Below are 22,723 nucleotides of genomic sequence, written 5' to 3'. Positions count from 1 at the left end.
TGCCATACCCATCAGTAATTCAACAGAGCGACGGGCCCTTTAGTACGAGTGGGCGAACACTTCTTCCCCCGCACCCATCCGATGGCCGAGGTTCACCTTGCGTTCACTCTCCTCCATCGGCTGCTTCACCTGATCTGCCTAATTTCGGCCGTACCGAGTGCGCGTCATGCCTGATCGGCAACCGCGGCACGGCTAGCTGACACCGCACCCCCACGGCGGTCACCACACACCACACGCCACACCACCTCGCACGCCGGAGAAGCGGCGCGCCCCAGGAAGGAATTCCCGACTGTGAAGCTTCAGCGCAAGAACCGGGTTCGCGCCCTCGCCGTTGGCGCTCTCGCCGTCTCCGGTGCCCTGGCCCTGACCGCGTGCGGCTCCGACGACACCACCGGCGCCAACGGTGGCGGCGGCTCCGCCAAGGCCTCGAACATCAAGTGTGAGGGCAAGGGCAAGCTGCTCGCCTCCGGCTCCTCCGCGCAGAAGAACGCCATGGACGTCTGGGTCCAGAACTACTCCGGCGCCTGCAAGGACACCGAGATCAACTACCAGCCGACGGGCTCCGGCGCCGGCGTCACCACCTTCCTGCAGGGCCAGACCGCCTTCGCGGGCTCCGACTCGGCCCTCAAGCCCGAAGAGGTCACCAAGTCCAAGCAGGTCTGCAAGGGCGGCCAGGCCATCGACCTGCCGATGGTCGGCGGTCCGATCGCGGTCGGCTACAACGTCCCCGGCGTGGACGACCTCGTGCTGGACGCCCCGACCCTGTCGAAGATCTTCAACTCCGAGATCACCAAGTGGAACGACAAGGCGATCCAGAAGCTGAACCCGGACGCCAAGCTCCCGGACCTCAAGATCCAGGCGTTCCACCGCTCCGACGACTCGGGCACCACCGACAACTTCACCAAGTACCTCAAGGCCGCCGGCGGCTGGAAGCACGAGCCGGCGAAGAAGTGGGAGGGCGAGGGCGGCCAGGCGGCGTCCGGCTCGGCCGGCGTCTCCTCGCAGGTCAAGCAGACCAGCGGCGCGATCTCCTACTTCGAGCTGTCCTACGCGACCTCCAGCAAGATCCCGACGGTCAAGCTGAACACCGGCGCCAAGGAGCCGGTCGAGGCCACCGTCGACAACGCCTCGAAGGCCATCTCCGAGGCCAAGCAGGTCGGCAAGGGCGACGACCTGGCCCTGCAGCTCAACTACACCACCAAGGCCGACGGCGCCTACCCGATCACCCTGGTGACGTACGAGATCGCCTGCGACAAGGGCAACAAGGCCGAGACCCTGCCGGCCACCAAGTCCTTCCTGACCTACGTCTCCAGCAAGGACGGCCAGGCCGCCCTCAAGGAGCTCGGCTACGCCCCGCTGCCCACCGAGATCGCCGACAAGGTCCGCGCGACCGTCGCCAAGATCTCCTGACCTACCGGGCGGCGGCCCAGCTCGCCGTCGTACGGCCGAAGGGGTCCTGAGACCAGGGCCCCTTTCGGGCCGCCGCCCGTCCGGTGCACCGCCGCGCCAGGAGCCCCCACCGGGCTCCGCAGACCGGAGAACCCATGAACACACCCTCCTCGATAACCGACAACCCGCCCGCGCCACGGGCCGACGGCTCCGCCGTGTCCGGCAAGGCGGTCCGTCCCGGTGACCGGATCTTCCTCGGGCTCTCCCGGGGCTCCGGCATCGCCCTCCTGGTGATCATGGCCGCCATCGCGGTCTTCCTCACCTACCGGTCCGTGCTCGCCATCTCCGGCGACAAGGCCAACTTCTTCACCACGCTGGACTGGAACGCCAGCGGCACCGAGCCCAAGTTCGGCATCGCGGTGCTCGCCTTCGGCACCCTCGTCAGCTCGGTGGTCGCGATGCTCCTCGCGGTCCCGGTCGCGGTCGGCATCGCCCTGTTCATCTCGCACTACGCCCCGCGCAGGCTGGCCTCGCCGCTCGGCTACGTCATCGACCTGCTCGCCGCGGTGCCCAGCATCATCTACGGCCTGTGGGGCGCGCTCTTCCTCGTCCCCCACCTGGGCGGCTTCTACGGCTGGCTGGACGACTACCTCGGCTGGACCGGCATCTTCGAGTACGGCGGCGGGGCGGCCCGCTCGCTGTTCACCGTCGGCATCCTGCTCGCGATCATGATCCTGCCGATCGTGACCAGCGTCAGCCGCGAGGTCTTCCTGCAGGTCCCGCGGATGCACGAGGAGGCCGCGCTGGCGCTCGGCGCCACCCGCTGGGAGGTCATCCGGATGTCGGTGCTCCCCTTCGGCCGCTCCGGCGTCATCAGCGCCTCCATGCTGGGCCTGGGCCGCGCGCTCGGCGAGACGATGGCCGTCGCCACGGTCCTCTCCCCCAGCTTCCTGATCAACGCCAGCCTGCTGGACCCGGGCGGCGGCACCTTCGCCCAGAACATCGCCAGCAAGTTCAGCGAGGCCGACGAATTCGGCCAGGACGCCCTGATCGCCTCCGGCCTCGTCCTCTTCGTGATCACGCTCCTCGTCAACGGCGCGGCCCGCCTGATCATCGCCCGTCGCAAGGAGTACTCGGGAGCCGCAGCATGAGTATCACCACCGACCGCGTCGCGGTCTCCAACGGCGGCACTCCGCTCCCCTCCCTCAAGCACCCCCGGCTGCCCCGCTGGGCCCCTGCGGTCCTCGCGCTGGTCGCGGCCGGCGCGGGCTGCGGCATCGGGCTGGCCGCCGGCCTGGACAGCGCGATCCAGTGGGGCCTGATCGCCGCCCTGCTGTTCGTCTTCGGCACCTTCGCGCTGGCCGCGGGCGTCGAGGGCACCCGGCAGGCCAAGGACCGGCTGGCCACCAGCCTGGTCTGGGGCGCCTTCCTGCTCGCCGTCGTCCCCCTCGCCTCCCTGCTGTGGGAGACCGTCGCCCGCGGCATCAAGGTCCTGGACGGCTACTTCCTGTCGCACTCGATGGGCACCCTCCCCGACGCGATGCCCGGCGGCGGTATCTACCACGCGATCATCGGCACCCTGGAGCAGGTCGGCCTGGCCACCCTGATCGCCGCGCCGATCGGTCTGCTCACCGCGATCTACCTCGTCGAGTACGGCCGCGGCCGGCTGGCCCGCGCCGTCACCTTCTTCGTCGACGTGATGACCGGCATCCCCTCGATCGTGGCCGGCCTGTTCATCCTGTCCGTGTGGATCCTGATCCTCGGCTTCGGCCCCTCCGGCTTCGCCGGTGCGATGGCCCTGGCGATCCTGATGATGCCGGTCGTGGTCCGCTCGACCGAGGAGATGCTCAAGCTCGTCCCGAACGAGCTGCGCGAGGCCTCCCTGGCGCTCGGCGTGCCCAAGTGGCGCACCATCCTCAAGGTCGTGCTGCCGACGTCGATCGGCGGAATCACCACCGGCGTGATGCTCGCCATCGCCCGTATCGCCGGTGAGACCGCGCCCGTGCTGCTCCTGGTGTGGGGCGCGAAGACGATCAACAACAACCCCTTCGAAGATGCCCAGCAGTCGCTTCCGCTCTACGTTTTCCAGCAGTGGCAGCAGGGTTCCGAGGCCTCCTACGACCGCGCCTGGGCCGCGGCACTGGTCCTCATCGCCTTCGTCATGATCCTCAACCTGGTGGCCCGCGGCATCGCCCGCTGGAAGGCCCCCAAGACCGGTCGCTAACGCGACACTCTCCGCTCCCGCGAGCGGGGCCGACCAGCGACCCTCTGAAGCACCGAAAGAAGCAGTGATCCCATGGCCAAGCGAATCGACGTCAGCGGCCTCTCCGCGTTCTACGGCAACCACAAGGCCATCGACGACATCTCGATGACGGTCGAGCCGCGCTCCGTGACGGCCTTCATCGGCCCCTCCGGCTGCGGCAAGTCGACCTTCCTGCGCACCCTGAACCGCATGCACGAGGTCACCCCCGGCGGCCGCGTCGAGGGCAAGGTGCTGCTGGACGACGAGAACCTCTACGGCGCGGGCGTCGACCCGGTCGCCGTCCGCCGCACCGTCGGCATGGTCTTCCAGCGCCCCAACCCGTTCCCCACGATGTCGATCTTCGACAACGTGGCGGCCGGCCTGCGGCTGAACGGCTCGTACAAGAAGAGCGAGCTGACCGACGTCGTCGAGAAGTCCCTCAAGGGCGCCAACCTCTGGAACGAGGTCAAGGACCGCCTGAACAAGCCCGGCTCGGGCCTGTCCGGCGGCCAGCAGCAGCGGCTGTGCATCGCCCGCGCGATAGCCGTCGAACCGCAGGTGCTGCTGATGGACGAGCCGTGCTCGGCCCTCGACCCGATCTCCACCCTCGCCATCGAAGACCTGATCGGCGAGCTGAAGGAGCGCTTCACGATCGTCATCGTGACGCACAACATGCAGCAGGCCGCGCGCGTGTCGGACCGTACGGCGTTCTTCAACCTCGCGGCCGTCGGGCAGCCCGGCAAGCTGATCGAGATCGACGAGACCGAGCGGATCTTCTCCAACCCCTCGGTCCAGGCCACGGAGGACTACATCTCCGGCCGCTTCGGCTAGGCCCTGCCCGGCCGACGCCCCCCGAGCGTCCTGCGGTGCTGCATGGCGGTGCCACCGCAAGACGAAGGGCCCGCCCCTCCTTCCCGGGGGGCGGGCCCGCTGTTCTTTCCCGGCGCCGTGGCGCCGGCCGTCAGCCGAACGCCAGCTGGACCAGCCAGTACGCCATCGCCGCGACCAGCGCCGCCGCGGGCATGGTGATGAACCAGCCCATCACGATGTTCTTGGCGACGCCCCAGCGCACCGCGCGCGAGCCCTTGGTCGAGCCCACACCCATGATCGCGGAGGTGATGACATGGGTCGTGGAGATCGGCGCGTGGAACATGAACGACGCGGTGTACATGACCGAGGCGGCCGTGGTCTCCGCGGCGAAGCCCTGCGGCGGGTCCAGCTCGATGATCCGGCGGCCGAGCGTCCGCATGATCCGCCAGCCGCCCGCGTACGTACCGAGCGAGAGGGTGATGGCGCAGGCCAGCTTGACCCAGATCGGGATGGCCGCGTTCGCCTCCTCGACATCGGCGATGACCAGGGCCATCACCACGATGCCCATGGTCTTCTGGGCGTCCTGCAGACCGTGGCCGAGCGCCATGCCCGCGGCCGAGACCGTCTGCGCTATGCGGAAGCCCCGCTTGGCCTTGTGCGGATTGGCCTTCCGGAACATCCACAGGATGACGACCATCACCAGATAGCCGACGACCAGACCGATGACGGGCGAGATGAACATCGGCAGGACGACCTTCTCGATCACCCCGGTCCAGATCACCTCGGTGCCGCCCGCGAGCGCCGCGCCGACCATGCCGCCGAACAGGGCGTGCGAGGACGACGACGGCAGACCGAAGTACCAGGTGACGAGGTTCCAGACGATCGCGCCGAGGAGCGCGGCGAAGAGGATGCCCATCCCCTTGCTGCCGTGGGGAGTGGAGATCAGCCCCTCACTGACCGTCTTGGCGACGCCGCTGCCGAGGAAGGCTCCCGCGAGGTTCATCACGGCGGCCATCGCCAGCGCGGCCCGTGGGGTCAGCGCCCGCGTCGAGACCGAGGTCGCGATGGCGTTGGCCGAGTCGTGGAAGCCGTTGGTATAGGTGAATCCGAGCGCGACCGCAATGGTCACGACGAGCGCGAAGGTGTCCATGGCCGGGGCTCAGGACTCCTTGACCGCGATGGTCTCGACGGTGTTGGCGACGTGCTCGAAGGCGTCGGCCGCCTCTTCGAGGATGTCCACGATCTGCTTGAGCTTGAGGACCTCGATGGCGTCGTACTTGCCGTTGAAGAGGTGCGCGAGCAGCTTGCGGTGGATCTGGTCGGCCTGGTTCTCCAGACGGTTGACCTCGATCCAGTACTCGGTGAGGTTCGACATCGTGCGCAGGTTCGGCATCGCCTCGGCGGTCAGCTCCGCCGCCCGCGCCAGCACCTCGATCTGCTGCTCGATGCCCTTGGGCAGCTCCTCGACCTTGTAGAGGACGACCAGATCGACGGCCTCCTCCATGAAGTCCATGATGTCGTCGAGCGACGAGGCGAGGTTGTAGATGTCCTCGCGGTCGAACGGCGTGATGAACGAGGAGTTCAGCTGGTGGAAGATCGCGTGCGTCGCGTCATCTCCCGCGTGCTCCGCCGCACGCATCCGTTCGGCGATCTCGGCCCGCGCGGAGGCGTCCGCCCCGAGCAGTTCCATCAGGAGCTTGGAGCCCGTGACGATGTTGTCCGCGGAGGCGGCGAACATGTCGTAGAAGCTCGTCTCCCTGGGGGTCAGACGAAAGCGCACGTGAAATCCTCGGGGTGCATGGGATTCGGTCGGGTTGATGCTAGGCGCATCATCCAGCCACTGCTAACCGGCATTCCCTCAGTGTCGCCCATCGGGCAGCATGCTCTGCACGGGGTACCGCAGGTGCCCGCAAAGTTCGGTACCATATACCCACCAGGGGTATATAGATCGCCTAGATACCACGGGAGACGGCCATGACGACCACGGACGCCGACGCCAACGGCCCCGCCGCAGCCGCCGCGGCCCGCCCCGCCCCGAAGCCGGAATCCGCCCCCCACGGCGCCCCCCGGACCGTGACCGATACCGCAGAGACTTCCCCCACGACCGGCGTCCACGGCTACGCACAGCAGAAGGACGCGCACATCAAGCGACTGCGCCGGATCGAGGGGCAGATCCGCGGGCTGCAGCGGATGCTCGAAGAAGATGTCTACTGCATCGACATACTCACCCAGGTCTCGGCGAGCACGAAGGGCCTGCAGTCCTTCGGTCTCCAGCTCCTGGAGGAGCACCTGCGGCACTGCGTCGCCGACGCCGCCGTCAAGGGCCCCGAGGCCATCGACGCCAAGGTCCAGGAGGCGACCAAGGCCATCGAGCGGATGCTGCGCACCTGACGGCGGCCGGGGGTCACTGCCGCCTCAGCCCGGCTCACCCGGCGGTTCGCGGCCGTCCCCGTCCACGTCCAGTACCTCGTCGATACGGTCCGGGCTGAGCCGATCCTCGCTCGCGGCCGCGGCCGCGATCATCAGCTCACCAGTCAGGTCGATCTCGACGAGGGCTACGTGGTCCTGAACCGTCGTACGGCGGTGTCCGGCCACGTACGACACCTCCTCCTTCGAGCGCCTTACCACGCCTCTGAGTGGTTACCGCCCAGCGTAAGGACGGCCGTCCCCCGGGCCCATGGCACGGATGGACCATTTCCGCCACGGGGCAACCGCCCCCGTCACCTGCCCCGCCCTAGGGGGCGGCGGAAGCGATCTTCCCCGCGTAGATGTCCCGCCGGTCCGGCAGCCGGACGGCGATCCGGCCGCCGAAGCCGGACAGCTCCGTCGTGGAGGTCACCGAGGCCCCCTGGGGCGCGCCGTTGGCGAAGCGGAACCGCTGGCGCACCTTGCGCAGCCGGCCGGCCTCGTCCAGATAGGCGTCGAACGGCACCGCGTCGGTGGTGAACCCTTTCTCCGCGGCGACCAGCGCCGGCCTGGTGCGCGGCGAGGCCGCCCGCGCGGCCGTCCCGATGTCCGTCGTGCCGCGGTAGTGCCGCACCACGACGCCGTCCAGCCGCTCCTGCCCCTGATACGTCACGTCCCGCGCACCGCGCAGCAGCTCCGCGGCGGCCAACGGATCGGTGGCACCGCCGGTGACCAGGTTGCCGTCGGTCAGCGTGCCGGTGTCCACCCGCACCCACTTGTCGGCGGGCACCCCCGCCCCGCGGTTCTTCATGAACAGCGCGCCGGGCGCGAGGATCTCCGTGATCGGCTGGCGGCCCTCGCCGGGCCGGCCCGCGGGGTCGGGCAGGACGACGCGCAGCTGCCCGCTGCTGGTGGTGAAGTCATAGCCGCCGGTGCCGCGGATGGCGACGCGGGTGCCGCCGCTGACCGTCTCCATGGCCGTACGGACCTCCGCGGAGCGGGCGCGGACCAGGGCGTCGGCGCTGGCGCGGACGGCGGCCGCGGCGCCGGCGGCCCGGCCGGGCACCTGCTGGTCGTCGGCCGCGGCGCCCTTGGAGGAACAGCCCGTCACCAGCAGCCCGACCGCCAGACCCGTCCCGCACGCCACGGCCACGGCGGCCGCCCCGCCTCGCCTGTCCTGCACCACCATCGCGTACGAGCCCCCTCGGCCGCCGTCTTCGGGACCGGCCTGGTCCGGCCGGCCCGCTCGGGAGGGTCGGACGTTCCGCCAACGCCACCTCTGACGTTCCGTCGACCGACCCGTTCAACGACCGTTGAGGGGGCTCGTCACGCAACGGCGGCCGGGGCGCGTAGCGTGGACGGGTGCCCGACCGAGCCCACCACGCGACCTCCACCACCGAGCGAGGTTCCTTCTGCACGGCCCGCTGCACCTGCGGCTGGCGCGGGCCGGCCCGCCGTGCCCGCTCACAGGCGCGCACGGACGCGGAGCGGCATCTGGTCGAGGCCGGGGCAGGAGCCGGCCCCCAGCCCCCTGTGGAATGACTCAGTCCGTTCCGGGAACCCCCAACGCCCTTACGGCATCTGGCTAGTGGAGGGAAGCAACGGCGCGGCACGCCCCGCGACCACCGGCCGTCATCGGCCGCCGGGGCCGGGCCGCAGACATCGAGGGGGACTCATCCCAGTGAAGCGGCGCACACTCCTGCAGGCCGGCACCGGACTGGCGGCCACCTCGGTCGCCTTGGCCACCGGCTGCGACACCAAGAACGCCGCGGCGGCCGCGGCGTCCTCCGCCCCGGCCGACGGGGCCGCCGCCGGTGGCGCGCGGACCCAGACGGCGGCCGCCGCCGGCCGCGCCACCCAGGCCTCCTGGACCGCGCTCGGCAAGAGCCTGGACGGGCGGCTGATACGGGCCTCCGACGCCGCCTACGCGACCGCCCGCCGCCTCTACAACACCCGTTACGACACGCTGAAGCCGTCGGCCATCGCGTACGTCAAGCACCCGTCCGACATCGCCGAATGCCTCGCCTTCGCCCGGCGCCACGGCACCCCGGTCGCCATCCGCAGCGGCGGCCACTCCTACGCGGGCTTCTCCAGCGGCAACGGCCGGCTCGTCGTCGACGTCTCCGCGCTCTCCAAGGTCGGCGCGCCCTCCGGCGGCATCACCCGCATCGGCGCCGGAGCCAAGCTGATCGACGTCTACCAGGGGCTGGCGGCGCACGGCGTGACCATACCCGGGGGATCCTGCCCCACCGTCGGCATATCCGGCCTCACCCTCGGCGGCGGCCATGGCGTGGTCTCCCGCGCCTACGGTCTGACCTGCGACAGCCTGGTCGGCGCGACCCTCGTCACGGCCGACGGCAAGACCGTCTCGTGCGACAAGGACCACCATCCGGACCTGTTCTGGGCACTGCGCGGCGCCGGCAACGGCAACTTCGGCGTGGTCACCGAACTCCGCTTCCGTACGCATCCGGCGCCGCGCGCGGTGATGGCGTACCTGACCTGGCCGTGGGCCAAGACGGCGAAGGTCGTGGCCTCCTGGCAGAAGTGGGGGCCGGTGCAGGCCGACGAGATCTGGTCCGCCTGCCATCTCGACGCGCGACCCGGGGGCACTCCGGCGGTGTCCGTCGCGGCGTTCTCCCTGGGCGGCTACGGCGAGCTGAAGAACGCCCTCGACAAGCTCGCCGACCAGCCGGGCGGCCCCGGCCCCGCCGCCACCGTCCGCCTCACCCCGATCGGCTACCTGGACGCGATGGAGGCCTACGCGGGCTGCTCGTCGAAGTCCACCGCGCAGTGCCACACACCGGGTTCGCTGCCCGGCCAGAACGGCGCCGGCCAGCTCGGCCGCGAGACCTACGCGGCGCGCTCGCACTTCTTCGACCGCTCGCTGTCCGCGGCCGGCATCCGCACCCTGATGGACCAGATCGAGAGCGGCGGCCGCAAGGGTGTCAGCGGCAACGTGGCGCTGACGGCGCTGGGCGGTGCGATCAACCGCGTCGGCCGCACCGACACCGCGTTCGTGCACCGCGGATCGCGGTTCCTCGCCCAGTACTTGACGTCCTGGCCGGCGAAAGGGTCGCCCGGCACGCGCACAGCGTGGCTCAATTCGTTCCATGACGCGATGCGCCGCCATGCGTCGGGCGCCGCGTACCAGAACTACACCGACCCCGGGCTGACCGACTGGAAGTCCGCCTACTACGGCGCCGCCGCCGGGCGCCTGGACCGGGTCAAGCGGACCTACGACCCGCAGCGGCTGTTCAGCACCTTCGCGCAGGCGCTCTGAGCGTCTGCCGGCAGCCCGGCGGACATACGGACGGCCCGGCCCCGTGAGGGGTCCGGGCCGTCCCTATCCGCCAGGCTCCGTCGTGCTCGTGTGCCGCCCTCAGGCCGCCAGGTCCTTGTCCCGTTCCTTGTGTCCGCTCGGCAGCGCCGATCCCGCGGCCACCACCCGGCTGCCCTCGGCGCCGTCGTCCGCCTCCGTGCCCGGCGCCCGCACCAGCCACGCCAGGGGGGAGCGGGCGACGGCCGCCGTCAGCGGCACCAGCAGCGCCTGGGCGAGCGGCGCGAGCAGCAGCGCGACGGCGGTGCCCAGCGCGAAGCCGCCGACCACGTCGGTCGGGTAGTGCACGCCCATGTAGACGCGGCAGAAGCCCTCGGCGAGCGCCAGCGCGATCCCGATCAGGCCGTACCTGCGGTGGGCGACGAACAGGCCGACGCCGACCGCCATCGTGAGCGTCGCGTGGTCGCTGACGAACGAGAAGTCGCTCTTGCCGGGGATGAGCACTTCCAGGCCGGCGTGGTCCTTGAAGGGCCGCGGCCGCTCGACGAACTCCCGGATGGGGATGTTGGCCAGCAGGGCGATACCGGCGGCCAGCGGCGCCCACACCAGGCCCGCGACCGCGGACGGCGCGCCGGGCCGGCGGCGCGCGGACCACCAGGCGACCAGGCACAGCACCGCGAGGGCGGCGATGATGCCGTACTCGCCGATGAACTCCATGGCCTTGTTGACCCAGTGGGGGGCGTCCCTCGCGAGGCCGTTGACGCCCTCGAGCACGTCGACGTCGGGGTTCGGCCCCTCGAGTGCGAGTCCAGCCATCTGCCGCGGCCCCTTATCTTTCGCGCGCGCGAGCGCCTTCGTGTTGCTGCCAGCCCCCGTGGTCGTCGAGCGTGTGCTGCTTCGAGCGCGCTTACGTCCCCACGCAAAGGAAACGCCATGCCCGCCCCGGTCGTTCCACTCTCCACCGGAAGATCACCAGGACGTTATCGAAGCTTGACTCATCGCTGCAGTTCAGGGCCTTATGTTTACGCAGCGTTGGCACGAGGGAGCGCTTTTGCGCCATCCGAGGTGACGCGGGTCGCACCGATGTAGTCCGGCGTATCGATCTTGTCGAACCTGATCACGGCACCGGTGTACGGCGCGTTGATCATGTACCCGCCGCCCACATAGATCCCCACATGGTGGATCGACCGCGGATCGTGCAGGTCGTAGGCGAAGAACACCAGGTCCCCCGGGAGCAGCTCGTCGCGCTTGGGGTGCGGACCGGCGTTCCACTGGTCGTTCGCCACCCGCGGCAGCTCGATGCCCACCGAGTGGTACGCGGCCTTGGTCAGCCCCGAGCAGTCGAACCGCCCGCCCTGCTCCGGCGTCCCGTTGCCGCCCCACAGATAGCGCGTACCGAGCTTGTCCTGCGCGAAGTAGATGGCGCCCGCGGCCTGCCGCGACGGCGCCACCGGCCCGGCCGGCGCCTCGAAGCTCTTGGCCAGCGTCGTGATCGTCTTCACGTAGTTCTGCGTCTCGCGGTACGGCGGGACCCCGTTGTACTGGATCACCCGGTACGCGCCCGCGTTGTACGCGGCGAGCATGTTGTGGGTGTCGTTGCCCGGCGCGCGCTCGACGTATCTGGCCAGCTCGCAGTCGTACGACGCGGCCGACGGAATCGCGTCCTCCGGGTCCCAGACGTCCCGCTTGCCGTCGCCGTTGCCGTCGATGCCGTGCGTCTGCCAGGTGCCGGGGATGAACTGCGCCATCCCCTGCGCGGCCGCCGGGCTCTGCGCCTTGGGGTTCCAGCCGCTCTCCTGATAGAGCTGCGCCGCCAGCAGCGCGGGGCTTATCGCCGGGCACAGCGTGCCCCACTTCTGCACCAGCGACTGATACGCGGCCGGCACCGCACCCTTGGCCAGCCCGACCGCCCGGCCGCCGGCCAGCCCGACCGCCGCCGTGTACGTACCGATCACAAGCAGCCCGAGCAGGCAGAGCACCAGCCCTGCCCCGAGCCCACCGGCCACCCAGAATTTCCGCACCTCACAACCCTCCCCCATTCAGCGGCGGTTCACTGCCTTTTTCCGGCCGCTCGGTGCGCGTTGCGTCACACGGGGGGCGCAGCGGCGCCCCGGCCCGGGGCGACTGCGCGCACCGCGGTGCCCGGGGGCGCCGCCGGATGAGCGACACTGCACCCAGCATCCCGAACAGGACGAGAGCCATGGACCCCAACAACCAGAAGCAGATGAACCGCCACCTGTGGTGGCGCGTGGCGTACTTCCTCTTCGCCATCCACCTGGTGGCCCTCGTCATGATCTTCGCCATGTCGCACGCCCCGAAGTAGCCGCCCGGCGCCAGCCCCGGATCGCCGCGCACCCCCGCCCCGATGATCATTGCTCAGGGTTACCGCCCGTGATACACACGGTGAGACCAGTCGGTTCAATGGAGGACGTGCGCCCACCCGCGCACGTCACTCGCATCGGATCCGCCAAAGAAAGGCGCCAAGTCGATTTCTGACGGCGCCTTCGTCAGCGAAGATAGAAGCCGACCCGTGCCGCACCGGCGCGGGCGAGGGCAACCAACTACCCATAAAGGGCGGTGAGTTCACACATGGCACACATGTCACACATGTTCCTTGCGGCCGAAAAGGGCGACATCACCACCATCATCGGCGGAATCGCCCCGGACTGGGGCCCGTTCGGCAGCCTGGGCAACGAGGCCCGTGTGATGGTCGAAGTGGTCATGGCGGTGGCGATCCTGCTGTGCCTCGGCATCGCGATCTGGGGCGCCGCCAAACAGCGCATCGGCGCCACCGCACTGCGCGACACCTTCAGCGCCGAGCAGGGCAAGGGCCTGATCGTGGCCGGTCTGACCGGCGTCTTCATCATCGGGTCCCTGGGGACACTGTTCACGATCGTCTACGGCATGGCGGTCTAGCCCGGCCGCGGCGCGGCGTCCGGCGCGCCGCCGTCATACCGCGCGGCGGCCGCCACCGCCGCCACACCGCCCGCGCACCCTGATCGCGCGCCCGTCCCCGTGCCGCCGCCCGTGCGCCCCCGTCCGACATCTCTCCGCCGTCCCGTGCCCCCACTCGCCTCCACCGGCCGCCCCCACCCTGCCGAGGCCCCATGCTGACGCCCCCTCACCCCGCACGGCCACGCGCCGCCGCCACCCCCGCCACCAGCGGACCGATTGGGCGACCCACCGCACGGGGACAGGTGAACCCGGGGCCAACAGGCTCCGGACGGCGATGGCGCACGCGGAGCAGGCGATGATCACAAAACGGCCCAGAGTCCCCCATGTCCCCCATTCGCCTCCGCCGCACCGCATCTGAGGACCCGTCACGGTGAGATGTACTCGTACCACTGCGCCCGAGCCGCCGCCCGCGCGGCTACGGTCATATGAGGGCGGCACGACAACAGCACGCACGGCGGCGGCAGAGGGGGCACAGGCGCGATGAGTCTCAGTGACGACGGCGGCTACGGCGGCGACGGCCACCGTGGTCCCGAGACGGGCCAGACACGGACCAGACTCCCCGTCGACGACGGCGACCTGTACGGCTCGGGGCGGCGGCCCCGGGCCGGCATGTCCAGCCGCAACCTCGTCACGATCGTCGGCGTGATCGTCCTGCTGCTCGCGGCCATCGCCTTCGCCAACCGCGACGGCAGCGGCAACAGCGAGTCCGGCGGCGACTCCCCCAAGGACACCGGCGCCGGCGCCGCCCGCCCCACCGCCCCCACCGGCACCAAGCCGGTCACGGGCAAGAACGGCCAGATCGCCTCGGGGTTCGCGAAGACGGAGCAGGGGGCCGAGTCGGCGGCGGCGAACTACGTGGTGGCGCTGTCCAGTGACGGCATGTACACCTCCGACCGGCGGGACGCGATCGTCAACGCCGTCTACACCCCCTCCGCGGCCGCGGCCCGCAAGGAGAGCCTGCGCAAGGTCTACACGGACCCCAAGTTCCTGGGCCGGGTCGGCCTCAAGGCGGACGGCAGCGCGCCCGGCGGGATGACCTTCGTCTCCCGGGCGAACCCGGCGGGCACGAAGACCGAGAAGTTCGAGGGCACCACCGCCAAGGTCGCGGTCTGGTACTCCCAGTTGTTCGGCCTCGCCGGCCAGGGCTCCCAGACTCCGGTCGCGGAGAGCTGGTACACGTCCACGATGGAGCTGCAGTGGGTGGACGGTGACTGGAAGGTCGCCGGCTTCACACAGAAGGCCGGGCCGGCCCCGGTCGGCGGCGACCAGACCGCCGCGACCGCCAAGGACATGTCCAAGGCCGTCCAAGGGTTCGGAGGGTTCACCTATGCGAGGTAACAACCGACGCCGGGCCCTCGCCGTCGCCTCGGCGCTGACCGGCCTGCAGGCGGCAGGCGTGCTGCTGTCGACCCGAGCCGTCGCCGCTCCCTCGCCGAAGCCGACCGAGGGCGCCTGCGATCTGCTCACGGACAAGGCCAAGGAGCTCTGCGAACAGCGGAGCACGGGCGGTGGCGGCGGTGGTACGAGCGATCCGGGCGGCGGCGGCCTCACCGACGCCAACCCCCTCGACCCCCTCGAGTCCCTCGCCAAAGGCTGTGCCAAGGCCGCCGCGTGGATCGTCGACAAGCTGTCCGACGCGGTGAACGCCACCTCCCAGGTGGACTTCACCAACGCGGCCTTCCTGCGGCAGTACGCCGTCGTCTTCGCCGCCTCCACCGTGCTCACGCTCGTGCTGTGGCTGCTGGCCGTCGCCAAGCGGGCGGTGCGCGGGGTGCGGCTGACGGAGGCGATCAGCGAGGCGATCGGGTTCCTCTGGCTGACGGTGCTGGCCTCCGCCTTCACGCCGCTGATCCTCTATACGGTCGTCTCGGCGACGGACGGCGTCACCGAGATCATCGCGAAGGGGACGGGGGCGCAGACCGACACCTTCTTCGGGTCGTTCTCGCAGGCGCTCACGAAGGGCACCGACATCGGCGGCGGCCCGATCATGCTGATCGTGGTGTCGCTGGTCTCCGTGCTGGCCGCCGGTGTGCTCTGGCTGGAGCTGGTGATCCGGGCCGCGCTGCTGTACGTCGGGGCGCTGCTGGGGACGGTGGTCTACGCCGGGCTGGTCGACAAGAACATGTGGGGTCATGTGCGTCGCTGGGCGGGCATCATGATCGCGGTGATCATGGTGAAACCGGTCATCGTGATCGTGCTGGGCGTCGCCGGGGCGCTGTCGTCCGACAAGGGGCCGAACGCCATCTCCGCGGTGGTCTCCGGGCTCGCGATCATCCTGCTGGCCATCTTCGCCAGCGCCGTGATCTACCGCTTCGTGCCCGGTTTCGGCGACGAGATCGCGGCGTCGCGGAACAACCGGATGAGCCGGGGGGCGGAGAACACCGCGGCGGCCGTCCTCAGCTCCCCGGCCGCGCTGGTGTCCCAGGGCATCAAGACGCACAGCTCCCGCAGCTCCGGCGGGGACGGCGGCGGCCAGGCGCAGGGCGGCCAGTCCCGGCCGGCCGACGCGGTCTCCGGTGGCGTCGCGGCCCACGGCTCCCGCTCCGGCGGCGGCTCGTCCCCCGCCGCCCCCGCTCCCCGTACGAACCCCCGGACCGGCAGCGACGCCCGCACCGGCAAGACAGCAGGAGGTGATGGGCGTTGAGTACGCAGTCCCACCCGATCGCGCCGCGTCGCACATATCTGATCGGCCGCGCCCGGCCCAACGCCATCGTCGGCAAGAACCGCGAGACCGGCGAGATCGCGCTGATCATCGCGGGCGCGTTCCTCGGCATGATGTGCGGGCTGCTGGTGCCGATGCTGCCGCTGCGGATCATGACGCTCACGGGCTTCCCGATGCTGGGCCTGGCCGCCGTCTACGTCCCGTACAAGGGCCGGACGTTCTACAAGTGGTTCGAGATCCGGCGCAGCTTCCGCCGTACGGTCCGCAGCGGCGCGGTCTACCGCTCCGGCGCCGCCGAGGCGGGCGTACGGCTCGACGGCCGGGAGGTCGAGATCGGCCCGCCGCCCGGGATCGGGCGGATCAACTGGCTGTCCGCGCCGTTCGGCCCGGACGAGATCGCCGTCCTGCTGCACGCCGACCGCAAGACGGTGACCGCCGCCATCGAGATCGAGGGGCCGGGCGTCGGACTGCGCGACAGCGAGGACCAGGAGGCCCTCGTCGACCGGTTCGGCACGCTGCTCAAGCACGTCGCCAACGGGGACGGCTTCGTCACCCGGCTGCAGATGCTGGCGCGTACGCTCCCGGCCGACCCCGACGCGCACGCCAAGGACGTCGCCCAGCGCGGCGACAAGGGCTCCCCCCGCTGGCTGCAGGACTCCTACGACCAGCTGCAGTCGATGGTCTCCACCTCCTCCGAGCAGCACCGCGCCTACCTCGTCGCCTGTATGCACTACACCCGCGAACTGGCCGCCGAGGCGCAGACGATGGCGCGCGCGGCCCGGATGCACCAGGGCGGACTGCTGCGCAGGAAGCTCGACCGGGACGCCGGGCTCGCGGTGGTGATGGCCCGTGAGCTGACCGACATCTGCGCCCGCCTCGCGGAGGCCGACATCCGGGTGCGCCAGCCCCTGGGCCAGGCCCGGCTCGCCTCCCTGGTGCACTCGATGTACGACCCGGACCACCCCATCGACCACATCCAGGCGATGAGCAGGCGCAACGCCTGGCCCGCCGAGCTCGATGCGATGGAGCCGACGTATCTGCAGGCCAAGACCCGGGAGTCGACGACGCGGGCGCCGTGGTGCCATGCCACGGCCTGGGTCAAGGAGTGGCCGCTGACCCCGGTGGGCGTCAACTTCCTCGCACCGCTGCTGGTGCACACCCCGGATGTGATCCGCACGGTCGCGGTCTGCATGGACCTGGAGCCCACCGAGGTCGCCATCGAGCGGATGCTGACGGAGAAGACCAACGACGACGCCGAGGCGAGCCGGGCGGCGAAGATGAACCGGGTGGTCGACCCGCGGGACGTGGCACACCACGGACGGGTGGACCAGCGCGGTGAGGACCTCGCGTCCGGCGCGGCCGGCGTCAACCTCGTCGGCTACATCACGGTCTCCTCCCGCTCGCCCGAGGCGCTCGCCCGCGACAAGCGCACCATCCGCGCCTCGGCCGGCAAGTCCTATCTCAAGCTGGAGTGGTGCGACCGCGAGCACCACCGGGCGTTCGTCAACACCCTGCCGTTCGCGACCGGGATCCGCCGCTAAGCCGCTGGGAGGCGCGTACGTCATGGCCCTGCACGATCCGCTCGGAGCGCTCACCGACGCGTTCACCAGCTTCCTGTTCGGGAAGGTGGAGACGACCCGGCTGCCCGTACGCACCTCCACCGGCCAGGCCCAGGCGGTGTACCTGCCGACCGCGGCCCCCGGTCTCGGCGACTCCGGCGTGATCATCGGCCGTGAGGTCTACAGCGGCAAGGGGTACATCTACGACCCGTTCCAGCTGTACGGACAGCAGCTGCCGGCGCCGCACTGGCTGGTGCTCGGCGAGTCCGGCAACGGCAAGTCGGCACTGGAGAAGACCTACGTCCTGCGGCAGTTGCGCTTCCGCGACCGGCAGGTCGTCGTCCTGGACGCGCAGGGCGAGGACGGCGTCGGCGAGTGGAACCTCATCGCCGAGGAGCTGGGCATCACCCCCATCCGCCTGGACCCGACCGCCGCCCTCAACGGCGGTATCCGCCTCAACCCGCTCGACCCGTCGATCACCACCACCGGCCAGCTGGCCCTGCTGCGGACGATCATCGAGGTCGCCATGGGCCACGGACTCGACGAGCGGTCCGGCTTCGCCCTCAAGGTCGCGCACGCCTATGTCAACGAGACCATCACCGACCGGCAGCCCGTGCTGACCGACATCGTCGAGCAGCTGCGGCACCCGGAGGCGGAGTCCGCCGAGGCGATGAACGTCGACATAGACGACGTGCGGGCCTGGGGCCTGGACGTGGCGCTCGTCCTGGACCGGCTCGTCGACGGTGACCTGCGCGGCATGTTCGACGGACCGACGTCGGCGGGCATCGACCTGGACTCGCCGCTGATCGTCTTCGACCTCTCGCACATCGACCGCAACTCCATCGCGATGCCGATCCTGATGGCGATCGTGGGGGTGTGGCTGGAGCACACCTGGATCCGGCCCGACCGGAAGAAACGCATCTTCCTGGTCGAGGAGGCCTGGCACATCATCAACTCGCCGTTCGTGGCGCAGCTGTTCCAGCGGCTGCTGAAGTTCGGGCGCCGGCTGGGCCTGTCGTTCGTCGCGGTCGTCCACCACCTGTCCGACGTGGTGGACGGGGCGGCCGCACGCGAGGCCGCGGCGATCTTGAAGATGGCCTCGACGCGGACCATCTACGCCCAGAAGGCGGACGAGGCGCGGGCCACCGGGCGGGTGCTGGGCCTGCCACGCTGGGCCGTGGAGATCATTCCGACCCTCACCCCCGGCATCGCCGTCTGGGACGTCAACGGCAACGTCCAGGTCGTCAAACACCTGATCACCGAGGCCGAACGCCCGCTGGTCTTCACCGACCGGGCGATGACCGAGGCCTCCGCGATGCCGACGGACGAGGCCCGCGCCCTGGAGGCGGCGGCGGACGCCGAGGCCGAGGCGCGCGCGGAGGCGATGGCGATGGAGCGCCAGTGGAGAGACGAGTCGAGCGAGACGGTGGCGTGAGGCGCGGATACGACGACGAACGAGGCGGCGGCCGCGGCGGCTACCGCGATCCGCACGGCGGCCGGGGGCGCGGTATCCCCGACTCCCTGCTGGTCGGGCTGCTGGCCTTCCTGCTGGGCCTGACCGTGCTGGTGTGGACGGCGACCGGCCTGGCCGGTCTGTTCGCGCACGGCGCCTGGCCCGACGGCGTGAGCTACCCGGGAACGCCGATGGCCCTGCGCCATCTCGTCTCCGCGCCGCACGACATGGCCGCCGCCTGGCCCGCCACCCCCAAGGGCCAGCTCTCCGGCTACGGCCTGTTCTGGGGCATCCTCATCGGCGAGCTGATGGTGCTGCTGGTCCTGACCGTCTTCACGTTGGGGACGGTCACCCGCTATCGCGCCGTACGGGCCACGCGGCGGGCGAAGGCCCGGGAGGCCAGGTCCGCGCGCACGGCCGGGGAGGCCGACCGGGCGGCGCAGGACCTCGCACGCCGGGAGCGGGAGGAGCGGGAGGACCGTGAGGCCCTGGCGGCGGCCCGCGCCGCGCGGGCGGGCGCGGCCGCACCCGCCGCACCGTCCGCGCCCGCCGAGGACGCCCCCGCCGTCCCGGCCGCCCCCGCCACGCCCGCCGACCCCACCGCCCCTACGGGCCCGGTCCCCGAGCAGCGCACCGACTCCCCCGTGGCCGCCGGCCGGCTCGCCGAACCCACCCTCCCCCGCGTCCAGTTCGCCACCTCCGGCCGGGCCGCGGCCCTCGCCGCGGCCGTCGCCACCGCCACCGCCGCCCCGGGCCCCCTGATCGTCGCCACCACCGATCCCACGCTGTGGTCCGAGACCAAGGACGCCCGTGCCAAGCTCGGCCCGCTGCTGACCTACGATCCGACGCACCGCCTCGACACCCCGGCCCGGCTGCGCTGGTCGCCCACGTCCGGCTGCGACGACCTGGCCACCGCCGCCGCCCGGGCCGCCGCGCTGCTCGCCCCCGTACGGCCGTCCGGCGCGCCGGACTCGGCCGTCGCCGACGCCGCGCAGACCCTGCTGCGCTGCTGGCTGCACGCCGCCGCGGTCGACGGCCGCCCGTTCCGCCAGCTGCACCGCTGGGCCCACGCCGCGGGCAGCGCCCAGGAGCCGGTGCGCATTCTGCGTACCAGCCCGAAGGCCTCCGGCGGCCAGGCCGGCGAGCTGGAGTCGGTACTCACCGCGCACGCCGAACGCCGCGAGCTGGCCACGGAGTTGGTCGGCCGGGCGCTGACCGCCCTGTCCTCCCTCCACATCCGGGACGTCTGCACTCCACTTCGAGCGGATTCGGTCCTTCTCGAATCATTCCTCGATGAGGGGGGAACGCTGTACGTGGTAGGCGAACCCGTCGAGGATCCGCGTACCGACCCGGGTGCGATGCCGCTGCTCACCGCACTCCTCTCCAGCGTGGTCGAGCACGGCCGCCGCATGGCCGAACGGTCATCTGACGGTCGGCTCGACCCACCACTCACCCTCGTCCTGGACGACATCGCCGCGCTCGCCCCGCTGCCCGCCCTCCCCGACCTGCTGGAAACGGGCCGGACGCGCGGCCTTTTGACCCTGGCGACCATGCGCTCCCAGGAGCAGGCCCGGGCCCGCTGGCCGCACCGCTCACTGCCGGTGTGACGCCGCCGGCCGCGCCCCCTCGGCCAGCTGCTCCGCCAGCTCCGGCCAGTGCGCGCGCAGCGCGAAGTGGCCACCGCCCGGGAAGATCCGCATCCGGAAGTCCCCGGCGGTGTGCGCGCGCCAGGCGGCCGCGTCCTCGACGGCGACCAGCGGATCGGCGTCGCCGACCAGCGCCGTGACGGGCGTGCGCAGCGGCGGGCCCGGACGGTGCCGGTAGGTCTCCACGGCCTTGTAGTCGCCGCGCAGCACGGGCAGGGCCATGGCCAGCAGCTCCGGGTACTCCAGCAGCCGGGGGTCGGTGCCCTGGGTCCGGCGGACCTCCTCGACGAGACCGTCGTCGTCCCGCAGATGGACCGTGCCGCCCCTGACCCGGGACGGCGCCCAGGCGCTGGAGACGACCAGCCGGACCGGATCGTGCCCCTGCTGCTCCAGCAGCCGGGTCACCTCGTACGCCACCAGTGCGCCCATGCTGTGCCCCAGCAGGGTCAACGGCCGGCCGGCGAGCGGCGCCAGCGCCTGGTGGGCCCCGGCCGCCAGCGCCCGGAGGTCCTCGATCCGCTCCTCCGCGGCGCGGTCGTGGCGGCCCGGGTAGCGCACCGCCAGCACCTCGGGGCGGGCGCCCTCGGTGGCACCGGCGAGGGCCTTGGCCAGCGGCCGGAAGGCGCCCGCGCCGCCGCCCGCGTGCGGGAAGCACACCACGACGGCGGCGCCGGCCGCCCCCGGAGCCAGCCGGCGCAACCAGGGGCTACATGCCACGGGTGAAGCCCCCGTCGACGGTCAGGCTCTGCGCCGTGATCGCCGCCGCCCGGCCGGACACCAGGAAGCCGACGAGGTCCGCGGCCTCCCGTGCCTCCACCAGCCGGCGCAGCGGGACGCCCTTGCGTGCCTGGCGCAGCATCCGTACCGGGTCCGCGCCGATCTCGTCGGCCTGGGCGGCGAGTTCACGGCGGAGCATGGGGGTGTCGACCCAGCCCGGCAGCACGGCGTTGACCGTGATCCCGCGGGCGGCGAGATCGAGGGCGAGGCCCTTGGTGTAGCCGATCAGGCCGTGCTTGGAGGCGCAGTACGCGGTGTTCCGCATCTTGCCGGCCTTGCCGAGGATGGAGGACACATTGACGATGCGGCCCTGGTCGGCGAGGTACTCCAGGCAGGTCGCGGTGACCGCGAAGGTGCCGTTGAGGTTGATGTCGAGCACCCGCAGCCAGGTGCGCTCGTCGTCGGGCCCGTTCTCGTCGGCCACCCCGGCGTTGTTGACCAGGATGTCGAGCCGGCCGGCGGCCCGCAGTTCGGCGCGCAGCCGGGTGCGGACCGTCTCGCGCTCGCGCAGGTCGGCCGCGACGGCCACGGCGGCCGCGCCCAGCTCACGCACCTCCTTGACGACCGTCTCCAGCCCGCCGGCGTCCCGGTCGAGGAGGATCAGGCGGGCCGCGCCGGCCTCGGCCAGCACCAGCGCCACCTCGCGGCCGATGCCCTGGGCGGCGCCGGTGACCACGGCCGTCCTGCCCGCCAGTTCACCGGGCCGCGGCCGCTCGGTGCGCCCGCCGTCCTCGCGCACGTCGCCTTCGCTCACATCGCTCATCCTGCGCTCCCTCACGCCATCTTCAGTCCGCCGTCGACGTGGAGTACCTCGCCCGTGGTGTAGGTGTTGCGGGGGCTGGCGAGGTACGCCACGGCGTCGGCGATCGTCTCGGGTTCGGCGTAGCTCTTCACCAGCAGCCGGCGCATGATCTCGTCCTCGCCGTGGCTGCGGATGGTGTCGGTCATCTCGGTGTTGATCACGCCGGGGGCGACGGCGTTGACCAGGATCCCGCGGGAGCCGAGTTCCACGGCCATCGCCTTGGTGAACGCCTCCAGCCCGCCCTTGGCCGCCGCGTAGTTGGACTGTCCGCGGCCGGGCTTGGAGGCCGCGGACGAGGAGACGTTGACGATCCGTCCGTAGCGGCGGCGCAGCATCAACGGCGCCGCGGCCTGCACGGTGAGCATCGGGGCGACCAGGTTGGTGGCCAGCACCTCCTCGATGTCCTTCAGGCTCTGGTTGACCAGCAGCTCGTCGCGGGTGATCCCGGCGTTGTTGACGAGTACGTCCAGCCGCCCGAAGGCGCCGCGTACGCCGCCGACGACCGCCTGCGGCACCTCGGGGTCGGAGACGTCCCCCTGGAAGAGCTCGACCCGCCGGCCGAGTCCGGCGATCTGCTCGGCGACCTGCTCCGCCTCCCGGGTCGCGCTGCGGTAGTTGAGCGCGATATCGCACCCGGCCGCCGCCAGCTTCACGGCGATCGCGCGGCCGATGCCCCGGCTGCCGCCGGTCACCAGCGCCACCTGGCCTTCGAATTCCATGGTGTCCTCTCGCATCGGTGGGTTGC

General features: G+C 71.4%; 22 protein-coding genes. 13 read left to right on the top strand and 9 right to left on the bottom strand.

Annotation, left to right across the window (positions count from 1 at the left end):
- The first annotated feature begins 291 nt into the window (after positions 1-291).
- From pstS to pstB, 4 genes are all read left to right on the top strand, one after another.
- Positions 292-1,410 carry a phosphate ABC transporter substrate-binding protein PstS gene (gene pstS, locus ACFWZH_RS02985; protein ID WP_384424705.1) on the top strand — a complete coding sequence of 373 codons (1,119 nt, stop codon included), beginning with the start codon at positions 292-294 and terminating at the stop codon, positions 1,408-1,410.
- 134 nt (positions 1,411-1,544) lie between these two features.
- Positions 1,545-2,540, top strand: a complete 996-nt coding sequence (gene pstC / locus ACFWZH_RS02980) for a phosphate ABC transporter permease subunit PstC (RefSeq protein ID WP_384424703.1) — start codon at positions 1,545-1,547, stop codon at positions 2,538-2,540.
- Entirely contained in the window at positions 2,537-3,613 is a 1,077-nt protein-coding gene (pstA, locus tag ACFWZH_RS02975; protein WP_384424702.1) for a phosphate ABC transporter permease PstA, read from the top strand. Before pstC ends, pstA begins: the two co-directional genes overlap by 4 nt.
- A 72-nt stretch (positions 3,614-3,685) precedes the next feature.
- Complete coding sequence (gene pstB, locus ACFWZH_RS02970; protein ID WP_384424700.1) at positions 3,686-4,462, top strand: phosphate ABC transporter ATP-binding protein PstB; 777 nt, start codon at positions 3,686-3,688, stop codon at positions 4,460-4,462.
- Positions 4,463-4,592: 130 nt separating this feature from the next.
- Here the strand turns inward: pstB and ACFWZH_RS02965 are convergent, their stop codons facing one another.
- Together ACFWZH_RS02965 and ACFWZH_RS02960 are read right to left on the bottom strand one after the other, a co-directional pair.
- The gene (locus ACFWZH_RS02965; protein WP_384424698.1) at positions 4,593-5,591 is read right to left on the bottom strand and encodes an anion permease; all 999 of its coding nucleotides are present in this window, start codon (positions 5,589-5,591) and stop codon (positions 4,593-4,595) included.
- Positions 5,592-5,600: 9 nt separating this feature from the next.
- Positions 5,601-6,221, bottom strand: coding sequence for a DUF47 family protein (locus tag ACFWZH_RS02960; RefSeq protein ID WP_361329612.1), 621 nt, complete (start codon positions 6,219-6,221; stop codon positions 5,601-5,603).
- Between the two features lie 194 nt (positions 6,222-6,415).
- On the opposite strand from ACFWZH_RS02960, the gene ACFWZH_RS02955 reads away from it, so the two are divergent.
- Positions 6,416-6,832, top strand: a complete 417-nt coding sequence (locus ACFWZH_RS02955) for a metal-sensitive transcriptional regulator (RefSeq protein WP_384424696.1) — start codon at positions 6,416-6,418, stop codon at positions 6,830-6,832.
- Between the two features lie 24 nt (positions 6,833-6,856).
- Here the strand turns inward: ACFWZH_RS02955 and ACFWZH_RS02950 are convergent, their stop codons facing one another.
- Both ACFWZH_RS02950 and ACFWZH_RS02945 read right to left on the bottom strand, forming a co-directional pair.
- Positions 6,857-7,045, bottom strand: a complete 189-nt coding sequence (locus ACFWZH_RS02950; RefSeq protein ID WP_384424694.1) for a hypothetical protein — start codon at positions 7,043-7,045, stop codon at positions 6,857-6,859.
- Positions 7,046-7,175: 130 nt separating this feature from the next.
- Positions 7,176-8,036, bottom strand: coding sequence for a hypothetical protein (locus ACFWZH_RS02945; protein ID WP_384424692.1), 861 nt, complete (start codon positions 8,034-8,036; stop codon positions 7,176-7,178).
- 492 nt (positions 8,037-8,528) lie between these two features.
- Between ACFWZH_RS02945 and ACFWZH_RS02940 the strand changes: the two genes are divergently transcribed.
- Complete coding sequence (locus ACFWZH_RS02940; RefSeq protein ID WP_384424690.1) at positions 8,529-10,127, top strand: FAD-binding oxidoreductase; 1,599 nt, start codon at positions 8,529-8,531, stop codon at positions 10,125-10,127.
- A 99-nt stretch (positions 10,128-10,226) separates the two neighbouring features.
- Here ACFWZH_RS02940 and ACFWZH_RS02935 read toward each other — a convergent pair whose 3' ends face one another.
- Both ACFWZH_RS02935 and ACFWZH_RS02930 read right to left on the bottom strand, forming a co-directional pair.
- Entirely contained in the window at positions 10,227-10,940 is a 714-nt protein-coding gene (locus tag ACFWZH_RS02935; protein ID WP_384424688.1) for a phosphatase PAP2 family protein, read from the bottom strand.
- Between the two features lie 206 nt (positions 10,941-11,146).
- Positions 11,147-12,145, bottom strand: a complete 999-nt coding sequence (locus ACFWZH_RS02930; protein WP_384424686.1) for an NlpC/P60 family protein — start codon at positions 12,143-12,145, stop codon at positions 11,147-11,149.
- Positions 12,146-12,324: 179 nt separating this feature from the next.
- Here ACFWZH_RS02930 and ACFWZH_RS02925 point away from each other — a divergent pair, with 179 nt between their 5' ends.
- From ACFWZH_RS02925 to ACFWZH_RS02895, 7 genes are all read left to right on the top strand, one after another.
- Positions 12,325-12,447: a hypothetical protein gene (locus ACFWZH_RS02925; protein ID WP_280525004.1), complete on the top strand. Its 123-nt coding sequence runs from the start codon at positions 12,325-12,327 to the stop codon at positions 12,445-12,447.
- Between the two features lie 284 nt (positions 12,448-12,731).
- Complete coding sequence (locus ACFWZH_RS02920) at positions 12,732-13,040, top strand: hypothetical protein (protein ID WP_046930918.1); 309 nt, start codon at positions 12,732-12,734, stop codon at positions 13,038-13,040.
- A 519-nt stretch (positions 13,041-13,559) separates the two neighbouring features.
- Positions 13,560-14,417 (top strand): hypothetical protein, encoded by an 858-nt coding sequence (locus ACFWZH_RS02915; protein WP_384424684.1) that lies wholly within the window; start codon positions 13,560-13,562, stop codon positions 14,415-14,417.
- Positions 14,407-15,723, top strand: a complete 1,317-nt coding sequence (locus ACFWZH_RS02910) for a hypothetical protein (protein ID WP_384424682.1) — start codon at positions 14,407-14,409, stop codon at positions 15,721-15,723. The genes ACFWZH_RS02915 and ACFWZH_RS02910 overlap by 11 nt, the downstream gene beginning before the upstream one ends.
- Complete coding sequence (locus ACFWZH_RS02905) at positions 15,720-17,282, top strand: SCO6880 family protein (protein WP_384424680.1); 1,563 nt, start codon at positions 15,720-15,722, stop codon at positions 17,280-17,282. Before ACFWZH_RS02910 ends, ACFWZH_RS02905 begins: the two co-directional genes overlap by 4 nt.
- Before the next feature lie 28 nt (positions 17,283-17,310).
- The gene (locus ACFWZH_RS02900; RefSeq protein WP_384425598.1) at positions 17,311-18,735 is read left to right on the top strand and encodes an ATP-binding protein; all 1,425 of its coding nucleotides are present in this window, start codon (positions 17,311-17,313) and stop codon (positions 18,733-18,735) included.
- Entirely contained in the window at positions 18,732-20,360 is a 1,629-nt protein-coding gene (locus tag ACFWZH_RS02895; RefSeq protein WP_384424678.1) for a TraM recognition domain-containing protein, read from the top strand. Before ACFWZH_RS02900 ends, ACFWZH_RS02895 begins: the two co-directional genes overlap by 4 nt.
- Here ACFWZH_RS02895 and ACFWZH_RS02890 read toward each other — a convergent pair.
- Genes ACFWZH_RS02890 through ACFWZH_RS02880 form a run of 3 tightly spaced genes read right to left on the bottom strand, consistent with a single transcriptional unit; the run spans position 20,346 to position 22,712 of the window.
- Positions 20,346-21,116 carry a thioesterase II family protein gene (locus tag ACFWZH_RS02890; RefSeq protein WP_384424676.1) on the bottom strand — a complete coding sequence of 257 codons (771 nt, stop codon included), beginning with the start codon at positions 21,114-21,116 and terminating at the stop codon, positions 20,346-20,348. The genes ACFWZH_RS02895 and ACFWZH_RS02890 overlap by 15 nt on opposite strands.
- On the bottom strand, positions 21,106-21,939 hold the full coding sequence (locus tag ACFWZH_RS02885) for an SDR family NAD(P)-dependent oxidoreductase (RefSeq protein ID WP_384424674.1): 834 nt from the start codon (positions 21,937-21,939) through the stop codon (positions 21,106-21,108). The genes ACFWZH_RS02890 and ACFWZH_RS02885 overlap by 11 nt, the downstream gene beginning before the upstream one ends.
- A gap of 11 nt (positions 21,940-21,950) precedes the next feature.
- Positions 21,951-22,712: a 3-oxoacyl-ACP reductase family protein gene (locus ACFWZH_RS02880; RefSeq protein WP_384424673.1), complete on the bottom strand. Its 762-nt coding sequence runs from the start codon at positions 22,710-22,712 to the stop codon at positions 21,951-21,953.
- Positions 22,713-22,723 lie beyond the last annotated feature (11 nt).

It is taken from the genome of Streptomyces sp. NPDC059008, assembly GCF_042749045.1.
Lineage (GTDB): Bacteria > Actinomycetota > Actinomycetes > Streptomycetales > Streptomycetaceae > Streptomyces.
Note: the sequence above shows the minus strand (reverse complement) of the source record. Positions and strands in the feature narration are given on the sequence as shown.

What these genes read in the sequence shown, in the direction of transcription:
- pstC (WP_384424703.1), top strand. Translation starts at nt 1,545, where the DNA reads ATGAACACACCCTCCTCGATAACCGACAACCCGCCCGCGCCACGGGCC.
- pstA (WP_384424702.1), top strand. Translation starts at nt 2,537, where the DNA reads ATGAGTATCACCACCGACCGCGTCGCGGTCTCCAACGGCGGCACTCCG.
- pstB (WP_384424700.1), top strand. Translation starts at nt 3,686, where the DNA reads ATGGCCAAGCGAATCGACGTCAGCGGCCTCTCCGCGTTCTACGGCAAC.
- ACFWZH_RS02965 (WP_384424698.1), bottom strand. Translation starts at nt 5,591, where the DNA reads ATGGACACCTTCGCGCTCGTCGTGACCATTGCGGTCGCGCTCGGATTC.
- ACFWZH_RS02955 (WP_384424696.1), top strand. Translation starts at nt 6,416, where the DNA reads ATGACGACCACGGACGCCGACGCCAACGGCCCCGCCGCAGCCGCCGCG.
- ACFWZH_RS02945 (WP_384424692.1), bottom strand. Translation starts at nt 8,036, where the DNA reads ATGGTGGTGCAGGACAGGCGAGGCGGGGCGGCCGCCGTGGCCGTGGCG.
- ACFWZH_RS02935 (WP_384424688.1), bottom strand. Translation starts at nt 10,940, where the DNA reads ATGGCTGGACTCGCACTCGAGGGGCCGAACCCCGACGTCGACGTGCTC.
- ACFWZH_RS02925 (WP_280525004.1), top strand. Translation starts at nt 12,325, where the DNA reads ATGGACCCCAACAACCAGAAGCAGATGAACCGCCACCTGTGGTGGCGC.
- ACFWZH_RS02920 (WP_046930918.1), top strand. Translation starts at nt 12,732, where the DNA reads ATGTTCCTTGCGGCCGAAAAGGGCGACATCACCACCATCATCGGCGGA.
- ACFWZH_RS02915 (WP_384424684.1), top strand. Translation starts at nt 13,560, where the DNA reads ATGAGTCTCAGTGACGACGGCGGCTACGGCGGCGACGGCCACCGTGGT.
- ACFWZH_RS02910 (WP_384424682.1), top strand. Translation starts at nt 14,407, where the DNA reads ATGCGAGGTAACAACCGACGCCGGGCCCTCGCCGTCGCCTCGGCGCTG.
- ACFWZH_RS02885 (WP_384424674.1), bottom strand. Translation starts at nt 21,939, where the DNA reads ATGAGCGATGTGAGCGAAGGCGACGTGCGCGAGGACGGCGGGCGCACC.
- ACFWZH_RS02880 (WP_384424673.1), bottom strand. Translation starts at nt 22,712, where the DNA reads ATGCGAGAGGACACCATGGAATTCGAAGGCCAGGTGGCGCTGGTGACC.